This window comes from Frateuria sp. YIM B11624 (genome assembly GCF_049727805.1).
In the GTDB taxonomy this organism is placed as follows: domain Bacteria; phylum Pseudomonadota; class Gammaproteobacteria; order Xanthomonadales; family Rhodanobacteraceae; genus Frateuria_A.
The window spans coordinates 63214-85268 of sequence record NZ_JBCNYA010000013.1; the positions used below are offsets into that span (position 1 = coordinate 63214).

The 22055-nt window shown below is 67.3% G+C and carries 24 protein-coding genes; 20 read left to right on the plus strand and 4 right to left on the minus strand.

What is annotated here, in order from left to right; translation table 11 throughout:
- Positions 1-17: 17 nt before the first annotated feature.
- The 3 genes from AAIL17_RS08545 to AAIL17_RS08555 form a co-directional block, all read right to left on the minus strand.
- Positions 18-929, minus strand: coding sequence for a LysR substrate-binding domain-containing protein (locus AAIL17_RS08545; RefSeq protein WP_424682403.1), 912 nt, complete (start codon positions 927-929; stop codon positions 18-20).
- A gap of 230 nt (positions 930-1159) precedes the next feature.
- The gene (locus AAIL17_RS08550; protein WP_424682404.1) at positions 1160-3172 is read right to left on the minus strand and encodes an FAD-dependent oxidoreductase; all 2013 of its coding nucleotides are present in this window, start codon (positions 3170-3172) and stop codon (positions 1160-1162) included.
- A gap of 140 nt (positions 3173-3312) precedes the next feature.
- Positions 3313-3570: an acyl-CoA-binding protein gene (locus AAIL17_RS08555; protein WP_424682405.1), complete on the minus strand. Its 258-nt coding sequence runs from the start codon at positions 3568-3570 to the stop codon at positions 3313-3315.
- A 98-nt stretch (positions 3571-3668) separates the two neighbouring features.
- On the opposite strand from AAIL17_RS08555, the gene cmk reads away from it, so the two are divergent.
- The 11 genes from cmk to AAIL17_RS08610 all read left to right on the plus strand — a co-directional run bounded on the left by cmk (position 3669) and on the right by AAIL17_RS08610 (position 14332).
- Positions 3669-4349 (plus strand): (d)CMP kinase, encoded by a 681-nt coding sequence (cmk, locus tag AAIL17_RS08560; protein ID WP_424682406.1) that lies wholly within the window; start codon positions 3669-3671, stop codon positions 4347-4349.
- Between the two features lie 186 nt (positions 4350-4535).
- Positions 4536-6209, plus strand: a complete 1674-nt coding sequence (gene rpsA / locus AAIL17_RS08565) for a 30S ribosomal protein S1 (protein ID WP_424682407.1) — start codon at positions 4536-4538, stop codon at positions 6207-6209.
- An 86-nt stretch (positions 6210-6295) separates the two neighbouring features.
- Positions 6296-6595: an integration host factor subunit beta gene (locus AAIL17_RS08570; protein WP_424682408.1), complete on the plus strand. Its 300-nt coding sequence runs from the start codon at positions 6296-6298 to the stop codon at positions 6593-6595.
- A gap of 189 nt (positions 6596-6784) precedes the next feature.
- Positions 6785-7042, plus strand: a complete 258-nt coding sequence (locus AAIL17_RS08575) for a LapA family protein (protein ID WP_424682409.1) — start codon at positions 6785-6787, stop codon at positions 7040-7042.
- Positions 7039-8211: a lipopolysaccharide assembly protein LapB gene (lapB, locus tag AAIL17_RS08580; protein ID WP_424682410.1), complete on the plus strand. Its 1173-nt coding sequence runs from the start codon at positions 7039-7041 to the stop codon at positions 8209-8211. Before AAIL17_RS08575 ends, lapB begins: the two co-directional genes overlap by 4 nt.
- Positions 8151-9248: an MraY family glycosyltransferase gene (locus AAIL17_RS08585; protein WP_424682411.1), complete on the plus strand. Its 1098-nt coding sequence runs from the start codon at positions 8151-8153 to the stop codon at positions 9246-9248. Before lapB ends, AAIL17_RS08585 begins: the two co-directional genes overlap by 61 nt.
- Positions 9235-11157 carry a polysaccharide biosynthesis protein gene (locus AAIL17_RS08590; protein ID WP_424682412.1) on the plus strand — a complete coding sequence of 641 codons (1923 nt, stop codon included), beginning with the start codon at positions 9235-9237 and terminating at the stop codon, positions 11155-11157. Before AAIL17_RS08585 ends, AAIL17_RS08590 begins: the two co-directional genes overlap by 14 nt.
- Positions 11158-12030: a UTP--glucose-1-phosphate uridylyltransferase GalU gene (gene galU, locus AAIL17_RS08595; RefSeq protein ID WP_424682413.1), complete on the plus strand. Its 873-nt coding sequence runs from the start codon at positions 11158-11160 to the stop codon at positions 12028-12030.
- Between the two features lie 249 nt (positions 12031-12279).
- The gene (locus AAIL17_RS08600; protein WP_424682414.1) at positions 12280-13569 is read left to right on the plus strand and encodes an NAD(P)/FAD-dependent oxidoreductase; all 1290 of its coding nucleotides are present in this window, start codon (positions 12280-12282) and stop codon (positions 13567-13569) included.
- On the plus strand, positions 13566-13904 hold the full coding sequence (locus AAIL17_RS08605; RefSeq protein WP_424682415.1) for a tRNA-binding protein: 339 nt from the start codon (positions 13566-13568) through the stop codon (positions 13902-13904). Before AAIL17_RS08600 ends, AAIL17_RS08605 begins: the two co-directional genes overlap by 4 nt.
- A complete protein-coding gene (locus AAIL17_RS08610; protein WP_424682416.1) occupies positions 13901-14332 on the plus strand; it encodes a GNAT family N-acetyltransferase in 432 nt (143 codons plus the stop codon). Before AAIL17_RS08605 ends, AAIL17_RS08610 begins: the two co-directional genes overlap by 4 nt.
- Before the next feature lie 95 nt (positions 14333-14427).
- Here AAIL17_RS08610 and AAIL17_RS08615 read toward each other — a convergent pair whose 3' ends face one another.
- A complete protein-coding gene (locus AAIL17_RS08615) occupies positions 14428-15216 on the minus strand; it encodes a YgfZ/GcvT domain-containing protein (protein WP_424682417.1) in 789 nt (262 codons plus the stop codon).
- Positions 15217-15329: 113 nt separating this feature from the next.
- On the opposite strand from AAIL17_RS08615, the gene AAIL17_RS08620 reads away from it, so the two are divergent.
- The 9 genes from AAIL17_RS08620 (at position 15330) to lolD (ending at position 21895) form a co-directional block, all read left to right on the plus strand.
- On the plus strand, positions 15330-15497 hold the full coding sequence (locus AAIL17_RS08620) for a DUF1674 domain-containing protein (protein ID WP_424682418.1): 168 nt from the start codon (positions 15330-15332) through the stop codon (positions 15495-15497).
- A gap of 83 nt (positions 15498-15580) precedes the next feature.
- Positions 15581-15976 carry a succinate dehydrogenase, cytochrome b556 subunit gene (sdhC, locus tag AAIL17_RS08625; RefSeq protein ID WP_424682419.1) on the plus strand — a complete coding sequence of 132 codons (396 nt, stop codon included), beginning with the start codon at positions 15581-15583 and terminating at the stop codon, positions 15974-15976.
- Positions 15973-16368 carry a succinate dehydrogenase, hydrophobic membrane anchor protein gene (gene sdhD / locus AAIL17_RS08630; RefSeq protein ID WP_424682420.1) on the plus strand — a complete coding sequence of 132 codons (396 nt, stop codon included), beginning with the start codon at positions 15973-15975 and terminating at the stop codon, positions 16366-16368. The genes sdhC and sdhD overlap by 4 nt, the downstream gene beginning before the upstream one ends.
- Positions 16369-16373: 5 nt before the next feature.
- Positions 16374-18161 (plus strand): succinate dehydrogenase flavoprotein subunit, encoded by a 1788-nt coding sequence (gene sdhA, locus AAIL17_RS08635; protein WP_424682421.1) that lies wholly within the window; start codon positions 16374-16376, stop codon positions 18159-18161.
- 21 nt (positions 18162-18182) lie between these two features.
- On the plus strand, positions 18183-18962 hold the full coding sequence (locus AAIL17_RS08640) for a succinate dehydrogenase iron-sulfur subunit (protein WP_424682422.1): 780 nt from the start codon (positions 18183-18185) through the stop codon (positions 18960-18962).
- A 230-nt stretch (positions 18963-19192) separates the two neighbouring features.
- The gene (locus AAIL17_RS08645; protein WP_424682423.1) at positions 19193-19432 is read left to right on the plus strand and encodes a succinate dehydrogenase assembly factor 2; all 240 of its coding nucleotides are present in this window, start codon (positions 19193-19195) and stop codon (positions 19430-19432) included.
- Entirely contained in the window at positions 19404-19829 is a 426-nt protein-coding gene (locus AAIL17_RS08650; protein WP_424682424.1) for a protein YgfX, read from the plus strand. The genes AAIL17_RS08645 and AAIL17_RS08650 overlap by 29 nt, the downstream gene beginning before the upstream one ends.
- A gap of 109 nt (positions 19830-19938) precedes the next feature.
- Positions 19939-21183 (plus strand): lipoprotein-releasing ABC transporter permease subunit, encoded by a 1245-nt coding sequence (locus AAIL17_RS08655; protein ID WP_424682425.1) that lies wholly within the window; start codon positions 19939-19941, stop codon positions 21181-21183.
- The gene (gene lolD / locus AAIL17_RS08660) at positions 21176-21895 is read left to right on the plus strand and encodes a lipoprotein-releasing ABC transporter ATP-binding protein LolD (protein ID WP_424682426.1); all 720 of its coding nucleotides are present in this window, start codon (positions 21176-21178) and stop codon (positions 21893-21895) included. Before AAIL17_RS08655 ends, lolD begins: the two co-directional genes overlap by 8 nt.
- Positions 21896-22055 lie beyond the last annotated feature (160 nt).

The following is a 22055-nucleotide window of genomic DNA, read 5'->3' on the forward strand; positions in this document are numbered from 1 at the left end:
GCGGTTGTTCGTGGGCTTCACAAGTCGTGTGCATCCTCGACCCCCTTGACGATCTGCAGGAACTTGGCCAGTACCGGGGAGGGGTTGTCCCTGCGGCTGGCGACCGCCAGCAGCAGGTAGGCGTCCGGATCCTCCAGCGAAACGTAGCTGACGCCGCCAAGCTGGACGGCGCGCATGCTGGCTGGCACCAGGGCCAGGCCGATGCCGGCGGCGACCAGGGCCAGCAATCCGTTGATCTGTTGCGCCTGCTGGCCGATCAACGGATGGAAGCCGGCCTTGGCGCCCAGCTGCACCAGCCGGTCGTACAGGGTCGCCGCCAGCTCGCGTGGCTGGCTCACGAAGACCTCGTTGGCCAGCTCGGCAAGGTGCACGCTGTCCTGCCCGGCGAGCGGGTGGCCGGAGGGCACGGCCAGTACCAGTGGCTCGTAGTCGATCACGTCGATGCGCAGCGCGCGGGCGTCCGACTCGTGGCGCGGCTCGTCGCGCACGAACCCGGCGTCGATCTGGTCGGCGCGCAGCGCGGTGAATTGCGGCTCGCTGTACATCTCGTGCAGTTGCATGCGCACCCTGGGTGCGTTCTGGCGGAAGCGCAGCAGGGTCTGCGGCAGCGCGCGGTGGAAGGTGACCGAGATCGTGTACGCCAGGCGCAACACGCCGCTGAAACCGGCCGCCGCGTCGATGACGTGGGCGCGCGTTTCCTCCGCTTTGGCCAGGATCTGCCGCGCCTGCTCCAGCAGGATGCGCCCGGGCTCGGTCAGCGCCACGTTGCGCTTGTCACGGTCGAACAGGCGCGTGCCCAGGTCCTGTTCCAGCGCCTGGATCTGCTGGGACAACGGGGGCTGGGAAATGTGCAGGCGCTGGGCGGCCCGGGTGAAGCTCAGCTCCTCGGCCACGGCGACGAAATAGCGGAGCTGGCGGAAATCGAACATAGTCGTAAACCGAATAAGTCGGTTGCAAAATATATATTGGATCGCATTTTGTGACGAGCGTATCTTTTGTCTCGTCCCGCCACCTTCCCCCTCCCCCCAGGTGGCGGTGACCCTCGCTCCGCAGCGACGCTACCCCGCGGTCTCGGTCTTCCTCCCCCAGAGCCGACACCGACGCGTCGTTCGCGGGGCGCTTTCTTTTTCAGCGCCTTGCAACGTTTTTTTCCAGCGCTTTACAACATTGCGGCCAGCCGCGTCCCTTGGGCGATCGCCCGTTTCGCATCGAGTTCGGCCGCTACGTCGGCGCCGCCGATGACGTGTGCCTTGAGGCCGGCCTGGAGTAAGGCGTCGGCCAGCTCCCGCGCGGGCTCCTGGCCTGCGCAGATCACCACATGGTCGACCGCCAGCACCTGCGGCTGCCCGTCCAGCAGGACGTGCAGGCCGGCGTCGTCGAACCGCTCGTACCGTACGTTGCCGAGCATCCGTACCTGTCTGGCCTTGAGCGTGGCGCGGTGGACCCAGCCGGTGGTCTTGTTGAGGCGTCCGCCCGGGCGGCCTTCGCTGCGCTGCAGCAGCCAGACCTGCCGGGCCGGCGCCTCGGGAGTCGGCACGGCCAGGCCGCCGCGATGGGCGAGCGTGCGGTCCACACCCCATTCCTGCGCCCAGCGGACCGGATCCAGCGTGGGGGAAGGGGGCTGTTCGGCCAGGAACTCGGCGACGTCGAAGCCGATCCCGCCGGCGCCGATGATCGCCACTCGTGCGCCGACCGGCCGGTCGTGGGCAAGCACGTCCAGATAGCCAAGTACGCGCGAATCGTCGCTACCGGGAAACTGCACTTTCCGCGGCGTCACGCCGGTCGCCACGACCACTTCGTCGAAGCCGTGCAACATCGCCGCGCCAGCGCGGCAACCCAGCCGAACTTCCACGCCCAGCTCGGCCAGGCGGTGGCGGTAGTAGCGCAGTGTTTCGTAGAACTCTTCCTTGCCCGGGATGCGCTTGGCGCAGTTGAACTGCCCCCCGATATCGGACGCCTGTTCGAACAGCGTCACGGCATGCCCGCGCTCGGCCAGGGTGGTTGCGCAGGCCAGTCCGGCGGGTCCCGCGCCGACCACGGCGATGCGCTTGAGTTGCGCCGCCGGCGCGATCACCAGTTCGGTCTCGTGGCAGGCGCGCGGATTGACCAGGCAACTGGCGCGCTTGTTCTGGAACACGTGGTCGAGGCAGGCCTGGTTGCAGGCGATGCAGGTGTTGATCGCGACGCCGCGGCCGGCGCGGGCCTTGGCCGCCCAGGCCGGATCGGCCAGGAGCGGGCGCGCCATCGAGACCATGTCGGCATCGCCGGCGACCAGCACGCGCTCGGCCACCTCGGGCATGTTGATGCGGTTGGTCGCCACCAGCGGCAGGCCGACCTCGCCCTTGAGCCGCCGCGTGACCCAGGCGAAACCGGCGCGCGGCACCGAGGTGACGATGGTCGGCACGCGCGCCTCGTGCCAGCCGATGCCGGTGTTGAGGATGCTGGCGCCGGCGGCTTCGATGGCCTTTGCCAGCGTGACGATTTCCTCCCACGACTGGCCGCCCTCGACCAGTTCCAGCATCGACAGCCGGTAGATGATGATGAAGTCGCGCCCGACCGCCTCGCGGGTGCGCCGCACGATCTCGACCGGGAAACGCATGCGCCGCGTGGCGTCGCCGCCCCAGGCATCCTGGCGCTGGTTGGTCCGGGCCGCCAGGAACTGGTTGATCAGGTAGCCCTCTGAGCCCATCACCTCCACGCCGTCGTAGCCGGCTTCGCGGGCGAGCTGCGCGCAGCGCACGAAATCGTCGATGGTGCGCGCCACGCCGCGGGCGGAGAGGGCGCGCGGCGTGAACGGCGTGATCGGCGACTTGAGCTTCGAAGGTGCCACCGACAGCGGGTGGTAGCCGTAGCGGCCCGCATGCAGGATCTGCATGCAGATGCGTCCGCCCTCGGCATGCACCGCCCGCGTCACCTTGCGATGTCGCGCCACGTGCCAGGGCATCGAAAGGCGTCCGCCAAAGGGCTTCAGCCAGCCTTCGATGTTGGGCGCGATGCCGCCGGTGACCATCAGTCCCACGCCACCGCGGGCACGCTCGGCAAAATAGGCCGCCAGCTTGTCGTAGTCGGAGGCGTGGTCTTCCAGGCCGGTATGCATCGACCCCATCAGGATGCGGTTGGGCAGGGTGACGTGCCCGAGGTCCAGCGGGGCGAACAGGTGCGGGTAGTGCATGCCGGCGTCCATTCAAACGATCGTATGAATGTGCCGGGTAGGCGCGGTGAAAGCAAGCCGCACCATGCCGACATGGCGACGCGGCCGGCTGTCGATTCCTGTCGCGATGGGGAGCGGTGGTCGAAACCCGTCCTGTGGTTTCAGGCGAGCAACTGGCGCACCAACGTGATGTAGCGGCGCCTGGCCTCGTCCTGCGGCATGCCCGCCAATTGCGCCCAGGCTTCGTGCTTGGCGGTGCCGACGAAGTCGAAGAAACCCGGCGGATGGGCCCGGAGATCGCCCTGGGAACCCTGCTTGTACAGGGCATAGAGCTTGAGCAGCGTGTCGTTGTCCGGCCGGCTGCCGAGCTGCTTTACATCCTCGGCGGCCTGTTCGAACTCGCGCTGGAGATCGGTCATGGGATGGCACTGCAACGGCGGATGCGCGGCTAGATAGCACGCGCCATGGGGGTGGTCAACGCGTTAACATGCGCTTTTGCCGATCTTCCGGGAGCCCCATGAGCCGCACGCCGCCGGTCCCAGTCCTCACCATCGACGGGCCGTCCGGGTCGGGCAAGGGCACCATCAGCCGCCTGGTGGCCGAGCAGTTGGGCTGGCGGTTGCTCGATTCGGGCGCGTTGTACCGCGCGGTCGGCTACGCCGCGGGAGCGGAGGGGCTGGACCTGTCCGACGCCGAGGCGGTCACCCGCTGCGCCCAATCCACGAAGATCCGCTTCCAGGCCGCCGCAGACGGCGGCGAAACCCGGGTGATCGTCAACGGGCACGACGCGACCGACGAACTGCGCACGGAAACCGCCGGGGCTGCCGCCTCGGCGATCGCCTCGATTCCCTCGGTGCGGCAGGCGCTGGTCGACCTGCAACTCGGGTTCCGCAAGGCACCGGGCCTGGTCGCCGACGGCCGCGACATGGGCACGGTGATCTTCCCTGACGCGCCGTTCAAGGTGTTCCTCACCGCCAGCGCCGCCGAAAGGGCGAAAAGGCGCTATAAGCAGTTGAAGGAAAAGGGGCTGAACGTTACACTTGGCGCCCTTCAGCGCGAGATCGAGGCGCGTGACGAGCGCGATGCGTCGCGAACCGTCGCCCCGCTTCGCCCGGCCGACGATGCGGTTCTGGTGGATACCACCGGCATGCCGATCGACGCCGTGGTCGCGAAAGTATTTGCCGTCGTGCGGCTTTGACCGGCTGCACGCGGCTTTAGGCGCCTCCGCCGCGGCGGGGGTTTTGGTCAACGGTGCCGACAGGGCGGTCCGTCACAGGGCGCGTTTTCTGCGACACCCACAACCGGTGGGCCGGTCAGCTCGTGCGCATATCAATCCGACGGCGCGCACAAGGGGCTGCGGCCTTTTCTCATTTCTGGAATCAACATGACTGAAAGTTTTGCCGAGCTGTTTGAACAGAGCCAGCAGGCCATCGCCAAGCTGAAGCCGGGTGCCATCGTCACCGGCATCGTTGTGGAAATCCGCAACGACGTCGTCGTGATCAACGCCGGCCTCAAGAGCGAAGGCATCGTCCCGATCGAGCAGTTCAAGGACGAAGAGGGCACGCTGGAAGTGCAGGTAGGCGACGAGGTGAAGGTTGCCCTCGACGCCCTGGAAGACGGCTTCGGCGAGACCAAGCTCTCCCGCGAGAAGGCCAAGCGTTCGATGGTGTGGGACGACCTCGAGCAGGCTTTCGACAAGGAAGAGACCATCACCGGCAAGATCTCCGGCAAGGTCAAGGGCGGCTTCACCGTCGACATCAAGGACGTCCGCGCGTTCCTGCCGGGCTCGCTGGTCGACGTGCGTCCGGTCCGTGACCCGGTGTACCTCGAGGGCAAGGACCTCGAGTTCAAGATCATCAAGCTGGACCGCAAGCGCAACAACGTGGTCGTCAGCCGCCGCGCCGTCGTCGAGACCGAGTTCTCCGAGGAGCGCGAGAAGCTGCTGGAACGCCTGACCGAGGGCGCGGTGGTCAAGGGCACGGTCAAGAACCTCACCGACTACGGCGCGTTCGTGGACCTGGGCGGCATCGACGGTCTGCTGCACATCACCGACATGGCGTGGAAGCGCGTGCGTCATCCGTCCGAAGTCGTCAACGTCGGCGACGAGCTGGACGTGCGCGTGCTCAAGTACGACCGCGAGCGCAACCGCGTGTCGCTGGGCCTCAAGCAGCTGGGCGACGATCCGTGGGTCAACATCTCGCGTCGTTACCCGGTCGGCTCGCGCCTGTTCGGCAAGGTCTCCAACGTCACCGATTACGGCTGCTTCGTCGAGATCGAGCCGGGCGTCGAGGGCCTGGTCCACGTGTCCGAGATGGACTGGACCAACAAGAACGTCAACCCGGCCAAGGTCGTGCAGGTCGGCGACGAGACCGAAGTGATGGTGCTGGACGTGGATGAAGAGCGTCGCCGCATCTCGCTGGGCATCAAGCAGACCCGCTCCAACCCGTGGGAAGCCTTCGCCGCCATGCACAAGAAGGGCGACAAGGTTTCCGGCCAGATCAAGTCGATCACCGACTTCGGCATCTTCATCGGCCTGGACGGCGGCATTGACGGCCTGGTGCACCTGTCCGACATCTCCTGGCAGGCCTCCGGTGAAGACCTCGTGCGCAACTTCAAGAAAGGCGACGAGATCGAGGCGGTGGTGCTGGCGGTCGATCCGGAGCGCGAGCGCATCTCCCTCGGCATCAAGCAGATGGAGCAGGACCCGTTCGGTCAGTTCATGGCCAACAATCCGCGCGGCACCATCGTCAACGGCACCGTCAAGGAAGTGGACGCCAAGGGCGCGGTGATCGACCTGGGCGAGGGCGTGGAGGGTTACCTGCGCGCCAACGACATCGCCAAGGAGCGCATCGACGACGCCACCCAGCACCTGAAGGTCGGCGACAAGGTGGAAGCCAAGTTCACCGGCATGGACCGCAAGGGCCGCCAGCTGGCGCTCTCGATCCGCGCCAAGGACGAGGAAGAGCTGCAGGACGCGATGGCCGAGTACGGCTCCGCTTCCGGCGGCACCACCAAGCTGGGTGCGCTGCTCAAGGAGCAGCTCAACAAGTCCGAGTAATTCCTTTAGGATTACAATGACTTGAGGCACGAAGCGGGGCGGCGCCAAGCCGCCCCGCCGTTTAACGTCACGGACATTGGGGACCCATGACCAAATCCGAACTGATCGAGGCGCTGGCCAGGCGCCAGACCCACCTTGCGTTTGGCGACGTGGAGCTCGCGGTCAAGAGCGTGATCGAGCAGATGAGCCACGCGTTGGCGCAGGGCGAGCGTATCGAGGTCCGCGGCTTCGGCAGCTTCGCGCTGCACTACCGGCCGCCGCGCATGGGGCGCAATCCCAAGACCGGCGAAGCGGTGGCCCTGCCGGGCAAGCACGTGCCGCATTTCAAGCCGGGCAAGGAACTGCGCGAACGCGTGAACCTTGCGCTGCAGGCCGAATTGGCCTGATGGCGCGTTGAGACCGGGAGCTTCGGCTTCCGGCGTGCATCCGAGGCAGGCGGCGCAAGCCGGTCCTGCCTTTTTTGTTGCCCGCCTTCCCGGACCGGCAAGACGTCGCGGAGCAAGGAGAAGGGCGATCATTTCCAAGGCGGGCCGTCGCTCCGTGCCAGTTCAAGCCGATTCGGGTAAAGTCGCGCGATGCGATTGATTGCCTTGCTCATCCTCGTGCTTTTCGTCGTCGCCGGCGTGGTCGTCGGTGCGCTCAATGCCGACCCGGTGAGCTATGACCTGGGCTTCTTCCAACTGACGATGCCCAAGGGCGCGGGCCTGCTGGTCACCCTGGTGATCGGCTGGCTGCTGGGCGGGCTCACCGCCTGGCTGGGCGTGAGCCTGCGCCACCGTCGCGTATTGCGCCGCGAGCGCCGGTCCCACGGGAAGACGCCGGCCCGCGCATGAACATCCTCTATGTGCTGCTCCTGCTGGTGCCGGCTGCCTTCGCCAGCGGCTGGTTCGCGGCCCGCCGCGCGGCAGTGCACCGTTCGGGCATGCGGGTCAGCGAGCTGTCGTCCGATTATTTCCGCGGCCTCAACTATCTGCTCAACGAAGAGCAGGACAAGGCGATCGAGGTGTTCCTCAAGCTCGCCGAGTACAACCGCGATACCGTGGAAACCCACCTGGCGCTCGGCAACCTGTTCCGTCGCCGCGGCGAGGTCGACCGCGCCATCCGCCTGCACCAGCACCTGGTTTCGCGGCCGGGCCTGACCGAAGCGATGAAGACCGTCGCCCTGCTGGAACTGGGCGAGGACTACATGCGCGCCGGCCTGCTCGACCGTGCCGAGGCGCTGTTCTCCGACCTGGTCGCGATGAACGCGCACGCGCCTTCGGCATTGCGGCACCTGGTGGCGATCTACCAGCACGAGCGCGACTGGCACAAGGCGATCGACCACGCGCGCCGGCTGGAGGCGATGACCGGTGACGACGAGTCCCCGATGATCGCCCAGTTCTATTGCGAACTGGCCGAGCAGGCGCGCCAGCACGGCGCGCAATCGGAAGCGCGCGACTACCTGCGCCAGGCCTTCGAATGCCAGGCCGATTGCGTGCGCGCCTTCATGCTTACCGGCCGGCTGCATGCCGAAGCCGGTGAACATGCCGAAGCCGTCGAGGCATACGAAGCTGCGGTCGGCGCGGACATCGCCTTCGTGCCCGAAATCCTGCCACCGCTGCTCAACAGCTACGCGCGCACCGGACAGATGGAGCGCGCCGAGCATTTCCTGCGCGATATCCTGGCGCGCTACCACGGCATTTCGCCGGTGCTGGCGCTTACCAAGCTTTACCACCAGCGCGACGGCGAGCGTGCCGGCATCGAGTTCCTCACCTCGCAGCTGCGCCAGCGACCGTCGGTGCGTGGCCTGATGGCGCTGATCGACGCCACCATGGACAAGATCGAGGGCGAGGCGCGCGAGAATTTCCTGATCCTGCGCGACCTCACGCGCAAGCTGCTCGAAGGCCAGGCGATGTACCGCTGCAGCCGCTGCGGCTTCGGCGCCAAGGCGCATCACTGGCAATGCCCCAGTTGCAAGGGCTGGAGCACGATCCGCCCGATCCACGGCGTAGCCAACGAGTGATCCGCGCAGAACTTGCCACGGTGCTGGTATGGAGCCTGGTTGCGCTGACGATCGCGGCGCTGGCGGCGCGCGGCGCGATCGCCTATGCGCATCGGCGCGGCATGCTCGACCAGCCGGGCCAGCGCCGTTCACACACACTGCCCACACCCCGCGGAGGGGGCATCGGCATCGTCCTGGCCTGCCTGATCGTGCTGCCCGGCATCCTCTGCAGCCTGCCCGGCCTGTGGGACGCCGAGACGATCGCGTGCCTGGAGCTGGCCCTGGTGCTGGTGGCCGCGATCGGCTGGTGGGACGACCATCGGCCGTTGCGGCAATGGCCGCGCCTCGGCGTGCAGTTGGCGGCGACCGCCTTGTTCAGTGCCGCGCTGCTGGCCGGTGGCAACCTGGCATGGGCCTGGTTGCCGCTGCTCGTGCTGGCCGGCGCCTGGAGCATCAACCTGCACAATTTCATGGACGGCATCGATGCCTTGCTGGCGCAGCAGGGCATCTTCGTGGCGGCGGGACTTGGCTGCCTGGCCGCCAGTGTCGGCCAGCCGGCGTTGGCCGGTGCGGGCTTCACTTCGGCGGCCGCCTGCCTGGGGTTCTGGTTCTACAACCGACCACCGGCGCGGATCTTCATGGGCGACGTTGGCAGTGGCAGTGTCGGGTTCCTGCTGTTCGCGCTGTCGGCCATGCTGTGGCGGATTGAACCGGCGCTGCTCTGGCCGGCACTCATCCTCGGGTCCGGTTTCGTTGCCGATGCGAGCTTGACGTTGCTGAACCGCTTCCTACGCGGCAGGCGCTGGTATGCTCCGCACCGCGAGCATCTTTACCAGTGGCTGGTACGATCCGGCGGCACGCATGCGCGCGCCGCCGCTTGGTACCTGGGTTGGAACCTGCTCGTCGCCGCTCCGGCGGCGGTTGCCGCGAGGCAGCATCCAGCCATGGCATTGCCCGCCTGTGCCGTCGTCTATACGGTGGCCGGCGCAACATGGATCGTTAGCAAGCGCCGCTGCATGCGGCGCGTACCAGTGAAGGACCGTCATGTCGCCACGTAAATGGATCGCCCTCATTCATCCGCGCATCGCCGTGGTCGCACACGACCTGGCGATGGCGGGTTTCGCCTGGTGGATCGCCAAGGCCTTGCGCTACGCCACCGTGCCTGGCCAGGACGGAAGCTTCGACGCGCTCGAATTCCCCATCGTGCTGGCGATGCAGGGACTGATCTTCACCTGGACCGGCCTGTACAAAGGCGTATGGCGCTTCGCCAGCCTGCCGGACCTGTGGAACATCCTCAAGGCGGCGGTCGTGGGCACTGTCGCGATCGGCCTGGCACTGTTCCTCTACGAGCGCATGGAAGGCGTACCGCGCTCGGTGCTGCTGCTCTACCCGGTGGCATTGACCCTCCTGCTGGGCCTGCCGCGCCTGGCCTACCGGTTCTGGAAGGACAGCCGGCTCGACCTGTTCAGCACGCGCTCTTCCAAGCGCGTACTGATCGTGGGCGCCGACCGCGCGGGTGAAGCGCTCTCGCGCGACCTGCGCCACGACGGCCGCTACAGCGTGATCGGCTTCGTCGACGACAAGTCGAGCCTGCGCGGCGCCTCGATCAACGGCCATCCGGTGCTGGGCTGCATCGACCAGTTGCCCGAACTTGCGCGCGAGGCGGCGGTCGAGATGCTGCTGATCGCGCTGCCTGCCGCCACCACCGGGCAGATGCGCCGCGTGGTCGAGTTGTGCGACCAGACCGGCTTGCCGTACCGCACCGTGCCGCGGCTGGAGGATGTCGTCGCCGGCCGCGCGCAGTTCAACGAGATCAAGGAAGTGGCGATCGAGGATCTGCTGGGCCGCGACGCGGTCGAGCTGGACTGGACCGCCATCCGGGAAACGCTCACCGGTCGCCGCGTACTGATCACCGGTGGCGGCGGCTCGATCGGTTCGGAACTGTGCCGCCAGGTGGCGCGACTCGGTGCGCAGTCGCTGACCATCGTCGAACAGAGCGAGTACAACCTCTATTCCATCGGCAAGGAATTGCGCAGCGACTACCCCGAGTTGCTGCTCGAATGCGTGCTCTGCGACTGCGGCGACCGCGTCGCCATGCAGAAGACGTTTGCCGAGACCAAGCCGGAGGTGGTGTTCCATGCCGCCGCGTACAAGCACGTGCCGATGCTGCAGAAGCAGTTGCGCGCCGCCTTTCGCAACAATGTGCTGGGCACGCGCACGGTGGCGGACCTGGCCAATGAATTCGAGGTCGGCTGCTTCGTGCTGATCTCGACCGACAAGGCGGTCAATCCGACCAGCGTCATGGGCGCCTGCAAGCGCGTGGCGGAGATCTATTGCCAGAACCTCAACGCCCATTCGTCCACGCACTACATCACGGTGCGCTTCGGCAACGTGCTCGATTCGGCCGGTTCGGTGGTGCCGCTGTTCCGCCAGCAGATCCGTAGCGGCGGGCCGGTGACCATCACCCATCCGGAGATCACCCGCTATTTCATGACCATCCCCGAGGCGTGCCAGCTGATCCTGCAGGCTGCCTGCCTGGGGCAGGGCGGCGAGATCTTCGCGCTGGACATGGGCGAGCCGGTGAAGATCCGCGACCTGGCCGAGCAGATGATCCGCTTGGCCGGCAAGAAGCCGGGCACCGAGGTGCCGATCGTCTACACCGGCCTGCGCGCCGGCGAGAAGCTTTTCGAGGAACTGTTCCACCAGCTCGAGAACTACAGCGCCACCGCGCACGCGAAGATCTTCCTCGCGCAGCACCGCGAGGTGTCGTGGGAACTGCTGCAGGCGTTGCTCAACAAGGCTTGCGAGGCCACCACGGGTTTCAACGAAGACGAACTGAGGCGTTGCGTATCCAGCCTGCTGCCGTCGTTCCGCTGGAGCGATACGGCGCAGCCGGACAACGTGGTCTCGATCCGCCGCGACGCGGGTCGCATCGAACAGGGCCGTATCGAAACAGGAGAAAGCTGAGTGACCAAGCCGTTGCGCAAGGTGGTGTTCCCCGTGGCCGGTCTCGGCACGCGTTTCCTGCCGGCGACCAAGGTGGTCGCCAAGGAAATGCTGCCGGTGCTGGACAAGCCGCTGATCCAGTACGCGGTCGATGAGGCGGTGGACGCCGGCGCAGACACCCTGGTGTTCGTCACCAACCGCTACAAGCACGCCATCGCCGACTACTTCGACAAGGCCTACGAACTCGAAGCCAAGCTGGAGGAGAAGGGCAAGGACGAGCTGCTCGCGCTGGTGCAGGGCACGCTGCCTTCCAACGTGCGCGCGATCTTCGTCACCCAGCCCGAGGCGCATGGCTTGGGCCATGCCGTGCTCTGCGCCAAGCCGGTGGTGGGCAACGAGCCGTTCGGCATCATCCTGCCGGACGACCTTATCTGGAATCGCGGCCGCGGCGCGCTGGGCCAGATGGCGGCGCTGGCCGAAAGCGAGCACGCCGGCGTCATCGCGGTCGAGGAAGTGCCGCACGACCAGACCGACAAGTACGGCATCGTCGACGCCGAGCCGGTCGACCAGCGCAGCGCGCGCATCCGCTACATGGTCGAGAAGCCCAAGCCCGCGGACGCGCCCTCCAACCTTGCCGTGGTCGGCCGCTACGTGCTGCCGGGCCGGATCTTCGAGTTGCTGGAGCAGACCGAGCCGGGCGCCGGCGGCGAAATCCAGCTCACCGACGCCATCGAGGCGTTGCTGATGGAGCAGGGCAAGGTGCTCGCCTATCGCTTCGAAGGCACCCGCTTCGACTGCGGCAACAAGGCCGGCCTGGTCCGCGCCACCATGCACATGGCCATGCAGGACCCCAAGCTCGCGCCGGTAGTGCGCGAATTCGTCGGCCAGGTCTGAGCCCTGTCCATCCTCGCTTGCGCCTGGCGGCGCCTCGCGGCGAGTGGTGCACCTGCGTCATCCCGGCTCGCCCTTCTTCCGCGGGAGAAGGGCGTCCATTCCCCGTGGCCAATGGGTGCCTTTGCCTTGGGACCGGTCCGAAGGTGTCGATGACGATGCGCCTGGCGATGGGTATGTCCTGAGGTTGTCCGCGGTCGAATAGCGCCGCGCGCCTGCGATATGCTCGGCCGTCACCCGACTGGCCTGGCCATGAAGCCGTCGTCCGCCATTTCCTACTACCGCGCCACGGCTACCCCGTACGCTTCGTATGCGCCGCTCGAAGGGCGGCAGGAAGCGCGCGTGGCGGTGATCGGCGGTGGCTTTGCCGGGCTCAACACGGCGCTGGGCCTGGCTGAGCGCGGGCTGCGCGACGTGGTGCTGCTGGAGCGCGAGCAGGTGGGCTACGGTGCCTCCGGGCGCAACGGCGGCTTCGTGTTCGCCGGCTACTCGCTGGGCGAGCAGGCCCTGCTCGAGCAGTTGGGCGAGGCGCGCGCACGGGCGCTGTTCCGGCGCACCATCGATGGTGTGCACCGGATCCACCAGCGCATCGCCGATTACGCGATCGCCTGCGACGCAGTGGACGCGGGCGTGATCTGGGCGAACTGGTTTCGCGACCCGGGCGTGTTGCGCGGGCGCCAGCAACTTCTAACCGAACATTACGGCGTGGCGTGGGAATGGCTGCCGGAAGCGCAACTGCGCGAGCTCGTCCACAGCACGCGCTACCACGACGGCCTGTTCGAACGCGACGCGCTGCACCTGCATCCGCTCAACTATGCGATTGGCCTCGCCGGCGCGGCGGCCGGGCAGGGCGTACGCATCCACGAACACAGCGGCGTGCGCCGGCTGCAGCGCGAAGGCGATCGCTGGCGCGTGCAGACCGCGTCCGGCGAGGTGCTCGCCGAGCAGGTGGTGCTCGCCTGCGGCGGCTATCTGGCGGGTCTCGAACGCCAGATCGACCGCGCGATCCTGCCGATTGCGACCTACGTAATGGTGACCGAGCCGCTTGGCGACCGCCTCGCCGGCTGCCTGACCACGCGCGCGGCCATCTACGACACCCGCTTCGCCTTCGACTACTACCGGCCCCTGCCTGACACGCGGCTGCTCTGGGGCGGCCGCATCTCGGTGCTCGACCGCTCGCCGCGCGCCGTGCAGCGGCTGCTGCGGCGCGACCTGCTGCGCGTGTTCCCGCAACTGGGCGACGTGCGCATCGACTACGCCTGGTCGGGCCTGATGAGCTACGCGCGCCACCAGATGCCGCAGATCGGCGGCCGCGAGGATGGCCTCTGGTGGGCGCAGGCGTTCGGCGGCCACGGACTGAGCTCGACCTGCGCGGCCGGCGAACTGCTGGCGGCAGCGATCGCCGAGGGCGACCCGGCATGGCGCCAGTTCACCGATTACGGCTTGGCCTCGACCTATCGCCCGCTGGGCTTCGCAGCGGCACAGGCAAGCTACTGGCGTGCCGAACTGCGGGATTGGCTGAAAACGAGACTGGAAGGATGAGCGTGGAAGAGATCAGTTGGGGAGACTTCGAGAAGGTGCTGATCGTGGCCGGCACCATCGTGCGCGTGGAACCGTTCCCCGAGGCACGCAAGCCGGCCTGGAAGGTGTGGGCCGACTTCGGACCCTACGGCGAGCGCAAGACCAGCGCGCAGATCGCCGCGCTTTATGCACCGGAGCAACTGGTCGGCAGGCAGATCGTCGGCGTGCTCAACTTTCCCGAGAAGCAGATCGGCCCGTTCCGCTCGCAGTTCCTGCTGACCGGCTTCCACACCGACGCCGGCGTGGTCGTCACGACGGTCGAGCGGCTGGTGCCCAACGGTGCGCGGCTGGCGTGAAGCCGCCCCGCCAGGCAGGCGCCGCCGATGCCGCGGAGATCGCGCGGCTGGCGGGCGAGCTTGGGTATCCGGCCGACGCCCCTGTCATGGCCGTGAGGTTGGAAGCTCTGATGGCTGACCCGCGCCAGTGCGTGTACGTCATCGAGGGGGACGGCAGGCTCGCGGGCTGGATTGCCGTCGAGCGCCGCCTGAGCCTGGAAGCCGGCGAGCGAGTGGAGATCACCGGACTGGTGGTCGACGGCGCGGCCCGCCGCGGCGGCGTGGGGCGCGCACTGGTCGCCACGGCCGAGGCGTGGGCCGAGGAGCAGGGCATCGACATCGTGGTCGTGCGTTCCAACGTGCGGCGCCAGGCCTCGCATCCATTCTACGAAGGACTGGGCTACGTGCGGCAGAAGAGCCAGCACGTCTACGCAAAGCGCCTCGGTTGACCCATGGCGCGAACGGGCGGCTTCCTGCAAGGAACCCGTAGGGTCGGCTTCAGCCCACCACACCGATACGGCGGTGGTGGGCTTAAGCCCACGGGTCAGGCGAGGGCCTGCACGAACACGGCCTCGTCCCCGAGCCTGGTTTCCATCCCGGAGGACAGGTCTGCGTTCGCATCGTCGTGCACCACGGCCAGGGCTTCGGCCGCGGTCGCCACTTCGACTACGTCCAGCAACTGGATCGGCGTGCGGCCATCCATTTCCAGCAGGCTACCCGGCGCCAGCACCCGCGACAGGTGCACGCGACGCAGGTGCCGCTTGCTGCCACCGCGGTAATGCATGCGCGCCACGATCTCCTGGCCTGGATAGCAACCCTTGTCCAGCGCCGTGGCATCCAGCGCGCCCAGATCCAGCCAGGCCGGCAGCAACTCGCCCGCGGTGCCGCGTACAAGCCACGGCCAGCCGGCACGCAGCTGCGGCAGGCGCCAGTCGTCGTCGCCCTGCGCGGCGAGCTTCAGTCCGTGCGAACCGCAGCCGAGGACCAGCGTGTCATCCTGTTCCACGACTACATAAAGCGCCCTCGGCTCCGCAGTCGCCAGTTGCTGCACCGGCAAGGCGGCCACGCGCGCCTTGGCACGGAACACGTAGCGCTGCAGTTCGGCGGCCAGCGCCTGGGCCTCGCCGCCGCGCAGCAGCAGCCGCAGGCGCTGGCCGTCCAGCCGCAGCAGGTGGAACAGGTACTTCACGCGTCCCTGTGCATCGAGCCAGGCGCTGAACTGCCACTGGCCATCGGCGAGGGAGGCGAGGTTGCTGCTGAATTGCGCCTGCGCGAAAGCGATCGCGTCGGCGCCTTCGATCGAGACGAGCTCGGCGGAATAGGTGCTTGGCATGGCGCATGAAATAAGGGATCGAGCGTGCGAAGGCAAGGCTGGATAACGGTTTTGCCGCCGCGTCAAGGTTGTGCTGCGCGGTTGGCGCGTATTACGCTTCTGCGGCTTTACTTATGTCCGAGACCTCCTCCCAAACCGAATCCACTCCGGCTCCCGTGCCCGCGGGAAGCAACGCCGTGCCTGCGCGCCCGGCGGAAGGCGGATCGGCATCGGAGCGTCCGGCGCCGGACCCCACGCGCTACGGCGACTGGGAAAAGAACGGGCGCTGCATCGACTTCTGATCCGCCCGTGGCGGCGCGAGCCGGCACAGGCACTCGGGAGCGGGCGATCGGGCACCAGCGATTCCACTACACGGATAGCCGCCATGGCAGACACGCGACGACCGCTTTCACCCCACCTCTCCGTCTATCGATGGCAGGTGCAGATGGTCACTTCCATCCTGCATCGCGCCACCGGCATCGCCCTGGCCGTGGGCTTGCTGCTGGTCGCCTGGGGCCTGATCGCGCTGGCCGGCGGCGAGGAGCGCTTCGGTAATTTCACCGCCTTCGTCGGCAGCCCGGTCGGCATCATCCTGATGATCGGCTGGAGCTGGTCGCTGTTCTACCACCTGTGCAACGGCATCCGTCACCTGGTGCAGGACGGCGGCTACGGCTACGAGATCGTGCAGTTCGTGCGCTCGAGCTGGGCCTCGATCATCGTCAGCCTGTTGTTGACCGCGGCCGTGTGGGCCTACGTGCTGACTCTGGGAGCTGCCGCATGAGCGCCTATCCGAAGGAATACCGCAACCCACTGAAGAAGGCCCGCGGCCTGGGCTCGGCCCAGCACGGCGTGAGCCACTGGTGGGTGCAGCGTATCACCGCCGTCGCCCTCGTCGGCCTGGGCGTGTGGCTGGTCACGCTGGTGCTGCGCATGCTGCACGCCGACTACGCGACCGCCCGCGAGCTGGTCGCCCGTCCGTGGAACGCCGTGCTGCTGATCGCCTTCGTCGTGAGCGCGTTCTGGCACGCCGTGCTCGGCCTGCAGGTGGTGATCGAGGACTACGTGCACACCCGCTGGAAGGAAGCGACGCTCCTGATGGCGATCAAGTTCATTGCCGTGCTCGCCACCCTGGCGGGCGTGCTCGCGGTGCTGCGCATCGCCCTGGGAGCCTGAGTTCGATGGAAGCCTACAAGGTTCAGCAACACAAGTACGACGTGATCGTGGTCGGCGCCGGCGGCGCGGGCCTGCGCGCCACCTTCGGCCTGGCCGAGAAGGGCCTGAAGGCCGCGTGCATCACCAAGGTCTTCCCGACCCGCTCGCACACGGTCGCGGCGCAAGGCGGCATTTCCGCCGCGTTGGGCAACATGGGCGAGGACGACTGGCGCTTCCACTTCTACGACACCATCAAGGGCTCCGACTGGCTCGGCGACCAGGATGCGATCGAGTACATGTGCAAGGAGGCCCCGGCCGCGATCATCGAGCTGGAGCACTACGGCGTGCCGTTCTCCCGCACCGAGGAGGGCAAGATCTACCAGCGCCCGTTCGGCGGCATGACCACGCACTACGGCAAGGGCACCGCGCAGCGCACCTGCGCCGCGGCCGACCGCACCGGCCACGCGATCCTGCACACGCTCTACCAGCAGGCGCTGGCGCATGACGCCACCTTCTTCATCGAATACTTCGCGATCGACCTGATCTTCGACGAAGAGGGCGTCTGCCGCGGCGTGCTCGCGCTGGACATGAACGAGGGCACGCTGCACTTCTTCCGCGGCCATGCCGTGGTGCTGGCGACCGGCGGTTACGGCCGTGCCTACTTCAGCGCCACCTCCGCGCACACCTGTACGGGTGACGGCGGCGGCATGGTGCTGCGCGCCGGCCTGGCGCTGCAGGACATGGAGTTCGTGCAGTTCCATCCGACCGGCATCTACGGCGCCGGCTGCCTGATCACCGAAGGTGTACGCGGCGAGGGCGGTTACCTCACCAACTCCGAGGGCGAGCGCTTCATGGAGCGCTACGCGCCCAGCGCGAAGGACCTCGCTTCGCGCGACGTGGTCAGCCGCGCGATGACGATCGAGATCCGCGAAGGCCGCGGCGTCGGCCCCGATAAGGACCACATCCACCTGAACCTGATGCACCTGGGCGCCGACGTGATCCACGAGCGCCTGCCGGGCATCGCCGAGTCGGCGCGCATCTTCGCCGGCGTGGACGTGACCAAGGAGCCGATCCCGGTCATTCCGACCGTGCACTACAACATGGGTGGCATCCCGACCAACTATCACGGCGAAGTCGTGCAGAAGAAGGGCGACGACGTCGACGCCGTGGTGCCGGGCCTGTTCGCCATCGGCGAGGCGGCCTGCGTGTCGGTGCACGGCGCCAACCGCCTGGGTTCGAACTCGCTGCTGGACCTGGTCGTGTTCGGCCGCGCCGTGGCCGGCCGCTGCGCCGAGCTGGTCAAGCCCGGCACGCTGCACAAGGACCTGCCGACCAGCATCCTGGACAAGGCACTGGGCCGCTTCGACGCGCTTCGCTATGCCAAGGGCAGCAAGCCCACCGCGCAGATCCGCGCCGAGATGCAGAAGACCATGCAGAAGGATGCGGCGGTATTCCGCACCGGCGAGACGCTGGGCGAGGGCAAGCGACGCATCTCCGAGGTGTTCGACTCGTTCAAGGACGTCAGCGTCACCGACCGCTCGCTGGTGTGGAACTCCGACCTCATCGAGACGCTGGAGCTGTCCAACCTGCTCGCGCAGGCGGTGGTCACCATGCACTCGGCCGAGCAGCGCATGGAAAGCCGCGGCGCGCATGCGCGCGAGGACTTCCCCGAGCGCGACGACGAGCACTGGATGAAGCACACCCTGGTCAGCCTTAGCGACGCGGGCCAGACCAGCTTCGACTTCCGCCCGGTGCACATGTACACGCTGACCGACGAGGTCGACGTGGTGCCGCCGAAGAAGCGCGTTTACTGATAACCGGACCGGAGAACCATCGTGGCAGAGTTCACGCTACCGAAGAATTCCAAGATCCAGTCCGGCAAGCATTACCCGGCGAAGGACGCCAAGAAGCCGCGTACCTTCAAGGTGTACCGCTGGAGCCCGGACGACGACCAGAATCCGCGCATCGACACCTACGAGGTCGACATGGCCGCGTGCGGTCCGATGGTTCTGGACGCACTGCTGAAGATCAAGAACGAGATCGACCCGACGCTCACGCTGCGCCGCTCCTGTCGCGAAGGCATCTGCGGTTCGTGCGCGATGAACATCGACGGCACCAACACGCTGGCCTGCACCAAGGCGATCGACGACTGCGCCTCGGGCGAGGTGAAGATCTACCCGCTGCCGCACATGCCGGTGGTCAAGGATCTGGTGCCGGACCTCACGCACTTCTACGCCCAGTACGCCTCGATCAAGCCGTGGATCCGCACGCAGAGCCCGGCGCCGGCGCGCGAGCGCCTGCAGTCGCCGGAAGACCGCAAGCAGCTCGACGGCTACTACGAGTGCATCTTGTGCGCCTGCTGCTCGACCAGTTGCCCGAGCTATTGGTGGAACGGTGACCGCTACCTCGGTCCGGCCATCCTGCTGCAGGCCTACCGCTGGATCGCCGACAGCCGCGACGAGGCCACCGGCGAGCGCCTGGACGACCTCGAAGACCCGTTCAAGCTCTACCGCTGCCACACCATCATGAACTGCGCGCGCACCTGCCCGAAGGGACTCAATCCCGCCAAGGCGATCGCGGAAATCAAGAAGCTGATGGTCGAGCGCCGTTCGTAAGCGATGCTTTTAGCTCCCTCTCCCCTCCGGGGAGAGGGCCGGGGTGAGGGGCCACTCTTGCCACAAATTTCCATCGGGGCCGTCGCCATGCAGCCAAGCCACATGAAGCGCGCCCCTTTCGGACATCCGGTAAAGCGCGTTGAGGCTTTACCCGGCCTCTCCAGCGAGCCTCGCCCTTCACCCCAACCCTCTCCCCAAAGGGGAGAGGGTGCCAAGGGCGATGCATCTGCATGAGTCTCTCCCGCCTGCGTTGGCGTGCCCGTCGCGGTACACGCGAACTCGACGCCTTGCTGGGCGGCTGGCTGGACGAGCGCTTCGCCGGTGCCGACCCGGCGACGCAACAGGCCTTCGACGAACTGCTCGACACCCAGGACCCGGACCTGTGGGACTGGATCATGGGACATGCGCCGGCCCCGCGCGCCGACTGGCAGGCGATCATCGATGACATCCGCGCCCGCCATCGGCTTTGACTACCGGCCCTCGCGCCTGCCGGCCCGACTGTTGGCCATCGCCGCCGCCCTTTCGCTGGTCGCCATCGCCGTGTGCGGAGCGCCGCTCGGGCTCAAGCTCGCGCTGATGGCCGGCACCCTGGCGCTGGCGATCCCCGCCGTTCGCCGCGCACGGCGATCGCGCGTCGCGGGCATCGGGTACGGCGCCGACGGCTGGACCCTCTACCGTGCCGACCGCAGCCAGCTTCCGGCCACACTGCTCTCCCACCGCATCGTCGGCACGTGCGTGCTGTTGCGGCTGAAAACGGACCACGCCACGGAAACGCTGCTGTTGGCGCCCGACAACAGCGACGCCGACATCCGCCGTCGCCTGCGCATGCGCCTGGCCGTGAGATCTCTCGCCAGCGACACCGTGTAGCACTGCTGCGGCCCGCGCGGCACTTTTCCTCATGGGCACGGTCCGAGCGAATACCCGATAATGCTCCGACAGGGCGGGCCCGCCCCTAGACTGGAAGAAGCGACCGCCCATGTTCCGACCGCTCGAACTGTTCATCGGCCTGCGCTACACGCGCGCCAAGCGCCGCAACCAGTTCATCTCGTTCATCTCCACCATTTCGATCGTCTGCATCGCCATCAGCGTCATGGCGTTGATCACGGTGATGTCGGTGATGAACGGCTTCGACTATCAGCTGCGCTCGCGCATCCTGGGCGCGATCTCGCACGCCACCGTCTCGGGCCTGCCCGGCGAGGCGGTGCGCGACTGGCCGCGCGCGGTGAAGATCGCCGAGGCCAACCCGCACGTGAAGGGCGCCGCGCCCTACGTCGAGATGGAAGCCTTCCTGCAGGCGCGCCGGCCCAGCGGTGCGATGGTGCGTGGCGTCGAGCCCAGCCAGGAGCCGAAGGTTTCCGACATCAACACGCACATGGTCGAGGGCAGCCTCGACGAGCTCAAGCCCGACAGCTGGAACATCGTGTTGGGCAAGGAACTGGCGCTGACGCTGGGCGTGACGGTGGGCGACCGCGTGACGATGGCGGTGCCCGAATTCCGCGCCACCCCGATGGGCAGCGTGCCGCGCCTGCGCGGCTTCCACGTGGTGGGCATTTTCGAGCTGGGCATGCAGGAGTTCGACTCGGGCCTGGCGCTGGTCAACATGCGCGACGCCGAGAAACTGGGCAGCCTGGACGGGCCGACCGGCATCCGCCTCAAGCTGGACGACCTGTTCAACGCCGGCCCCGTGGCGAAGCAACTGGCCAACGCGTTGGGCCAGTTCTACGTCGTCGAGACCTGGATGGAGAGTCACGCCAACTTCTTCTCCGCGATCTCGATGGAGAAACACGTGATGTTCATCATCCTGTCGCTGATCATCCTGGTGGCGGTGATCAATCTGATCTCGATGCTGATGATGCTGGTCACCGACAAGCAGGCGGACATCGCGATCCTGCGCACGCTGGGCTCGACGCCGCGCAGCATCATGGCGATGTTCATGGTGCAGGGCGTGCTGGTGGGCGTCGTCGGCATCGGCTTCGGCGTCGGGCTCGGCTCGCTGCTGTCCTGGAAATTGCCGGCGATCGTCAAGTGGATCGAGCACGTCACCGGCGTCGTCTTCCTTTCGCCGGACGTCTATTACATCAGCGAAGTGCCCAGCAAGCTGGTCGCCAGCGACGTAGGCTGGGTCACGCTGGTCACCTTCGTGTTCTCGCTGCTGGCGACGCTCTATCCCGCGTGGCGCGCCTCGCGCACGCAGCCGGCGCAGGCGCTGCGCTATGAATAAGCCTTTGACCATGGACAAGAACATCGTGTTGCGCGCCAGCGGAATCGCCAAGACCTACGAGGAAGGCGACCTCAAGACCGAGGTGCTGACCGACGTCAACTTCAGCCTCAAACGCGGCGAGACGCTGGCGATCGTCGGCGCCTCCGGATCGGGCAAGAGCACGCTGCTGCACATCATCGGCGGGCTGGATACGCTGACTCGTGGCGAGGTGGAGGTTGAAGGCCGCATCCTGTCGAAGCTTTCCGACGCCGAGCGCGGGCGCGTGCGCAACCGCTCGATGGGTTTCATCTACCAGTTCCACCACCTGCTGCCCGAGTTCACCGCGCTGGAAAACGTGTGCATGCCGCTTCTGATCCGCGGCGTGTCCATCAACGAAGCGCAGCGCCAGGCGCGCGTGCTGCTGGAGCGGGTGGGCCTGGGCCAGCGCGAGGAGCACAAGCCGGCGGAGCTTTCCGGCGGCGAGCGCCAGCGCTGCGCAGTGGCGCGCGCGCTGGTCACGCGGCCGGCCTGTGTGCTCGGCGACGAGCCGACCGGCAATCTCGACGAGGGCAATGCGGCCCAGGTCTACGAGCTGATGCTCGAGCTCAACCGCGAGGTCGGCACCAGCTTCATCCTGGTCACGCACGACCACCGCCTGGCGGCGAAGATGGATCGCACGCTGGAGCTGCACAACGGCGTGTTGCAGGAAAAGGCGCGCGCCGCGTCGCTTTGAGGCAAGCTTTCCCCCCATCCGCCCTTCGGGCACCTTCCCCCGCAGGCGGGGGAAGGATAGGGAACCGCGCGTATCGAGGGCGAGTGAGGGCTGCGCGGGACGACGGATGGTTCCTCGTGTACGGACAAGGCAGCCATGCACTACCGATCCTTTCCCCGTT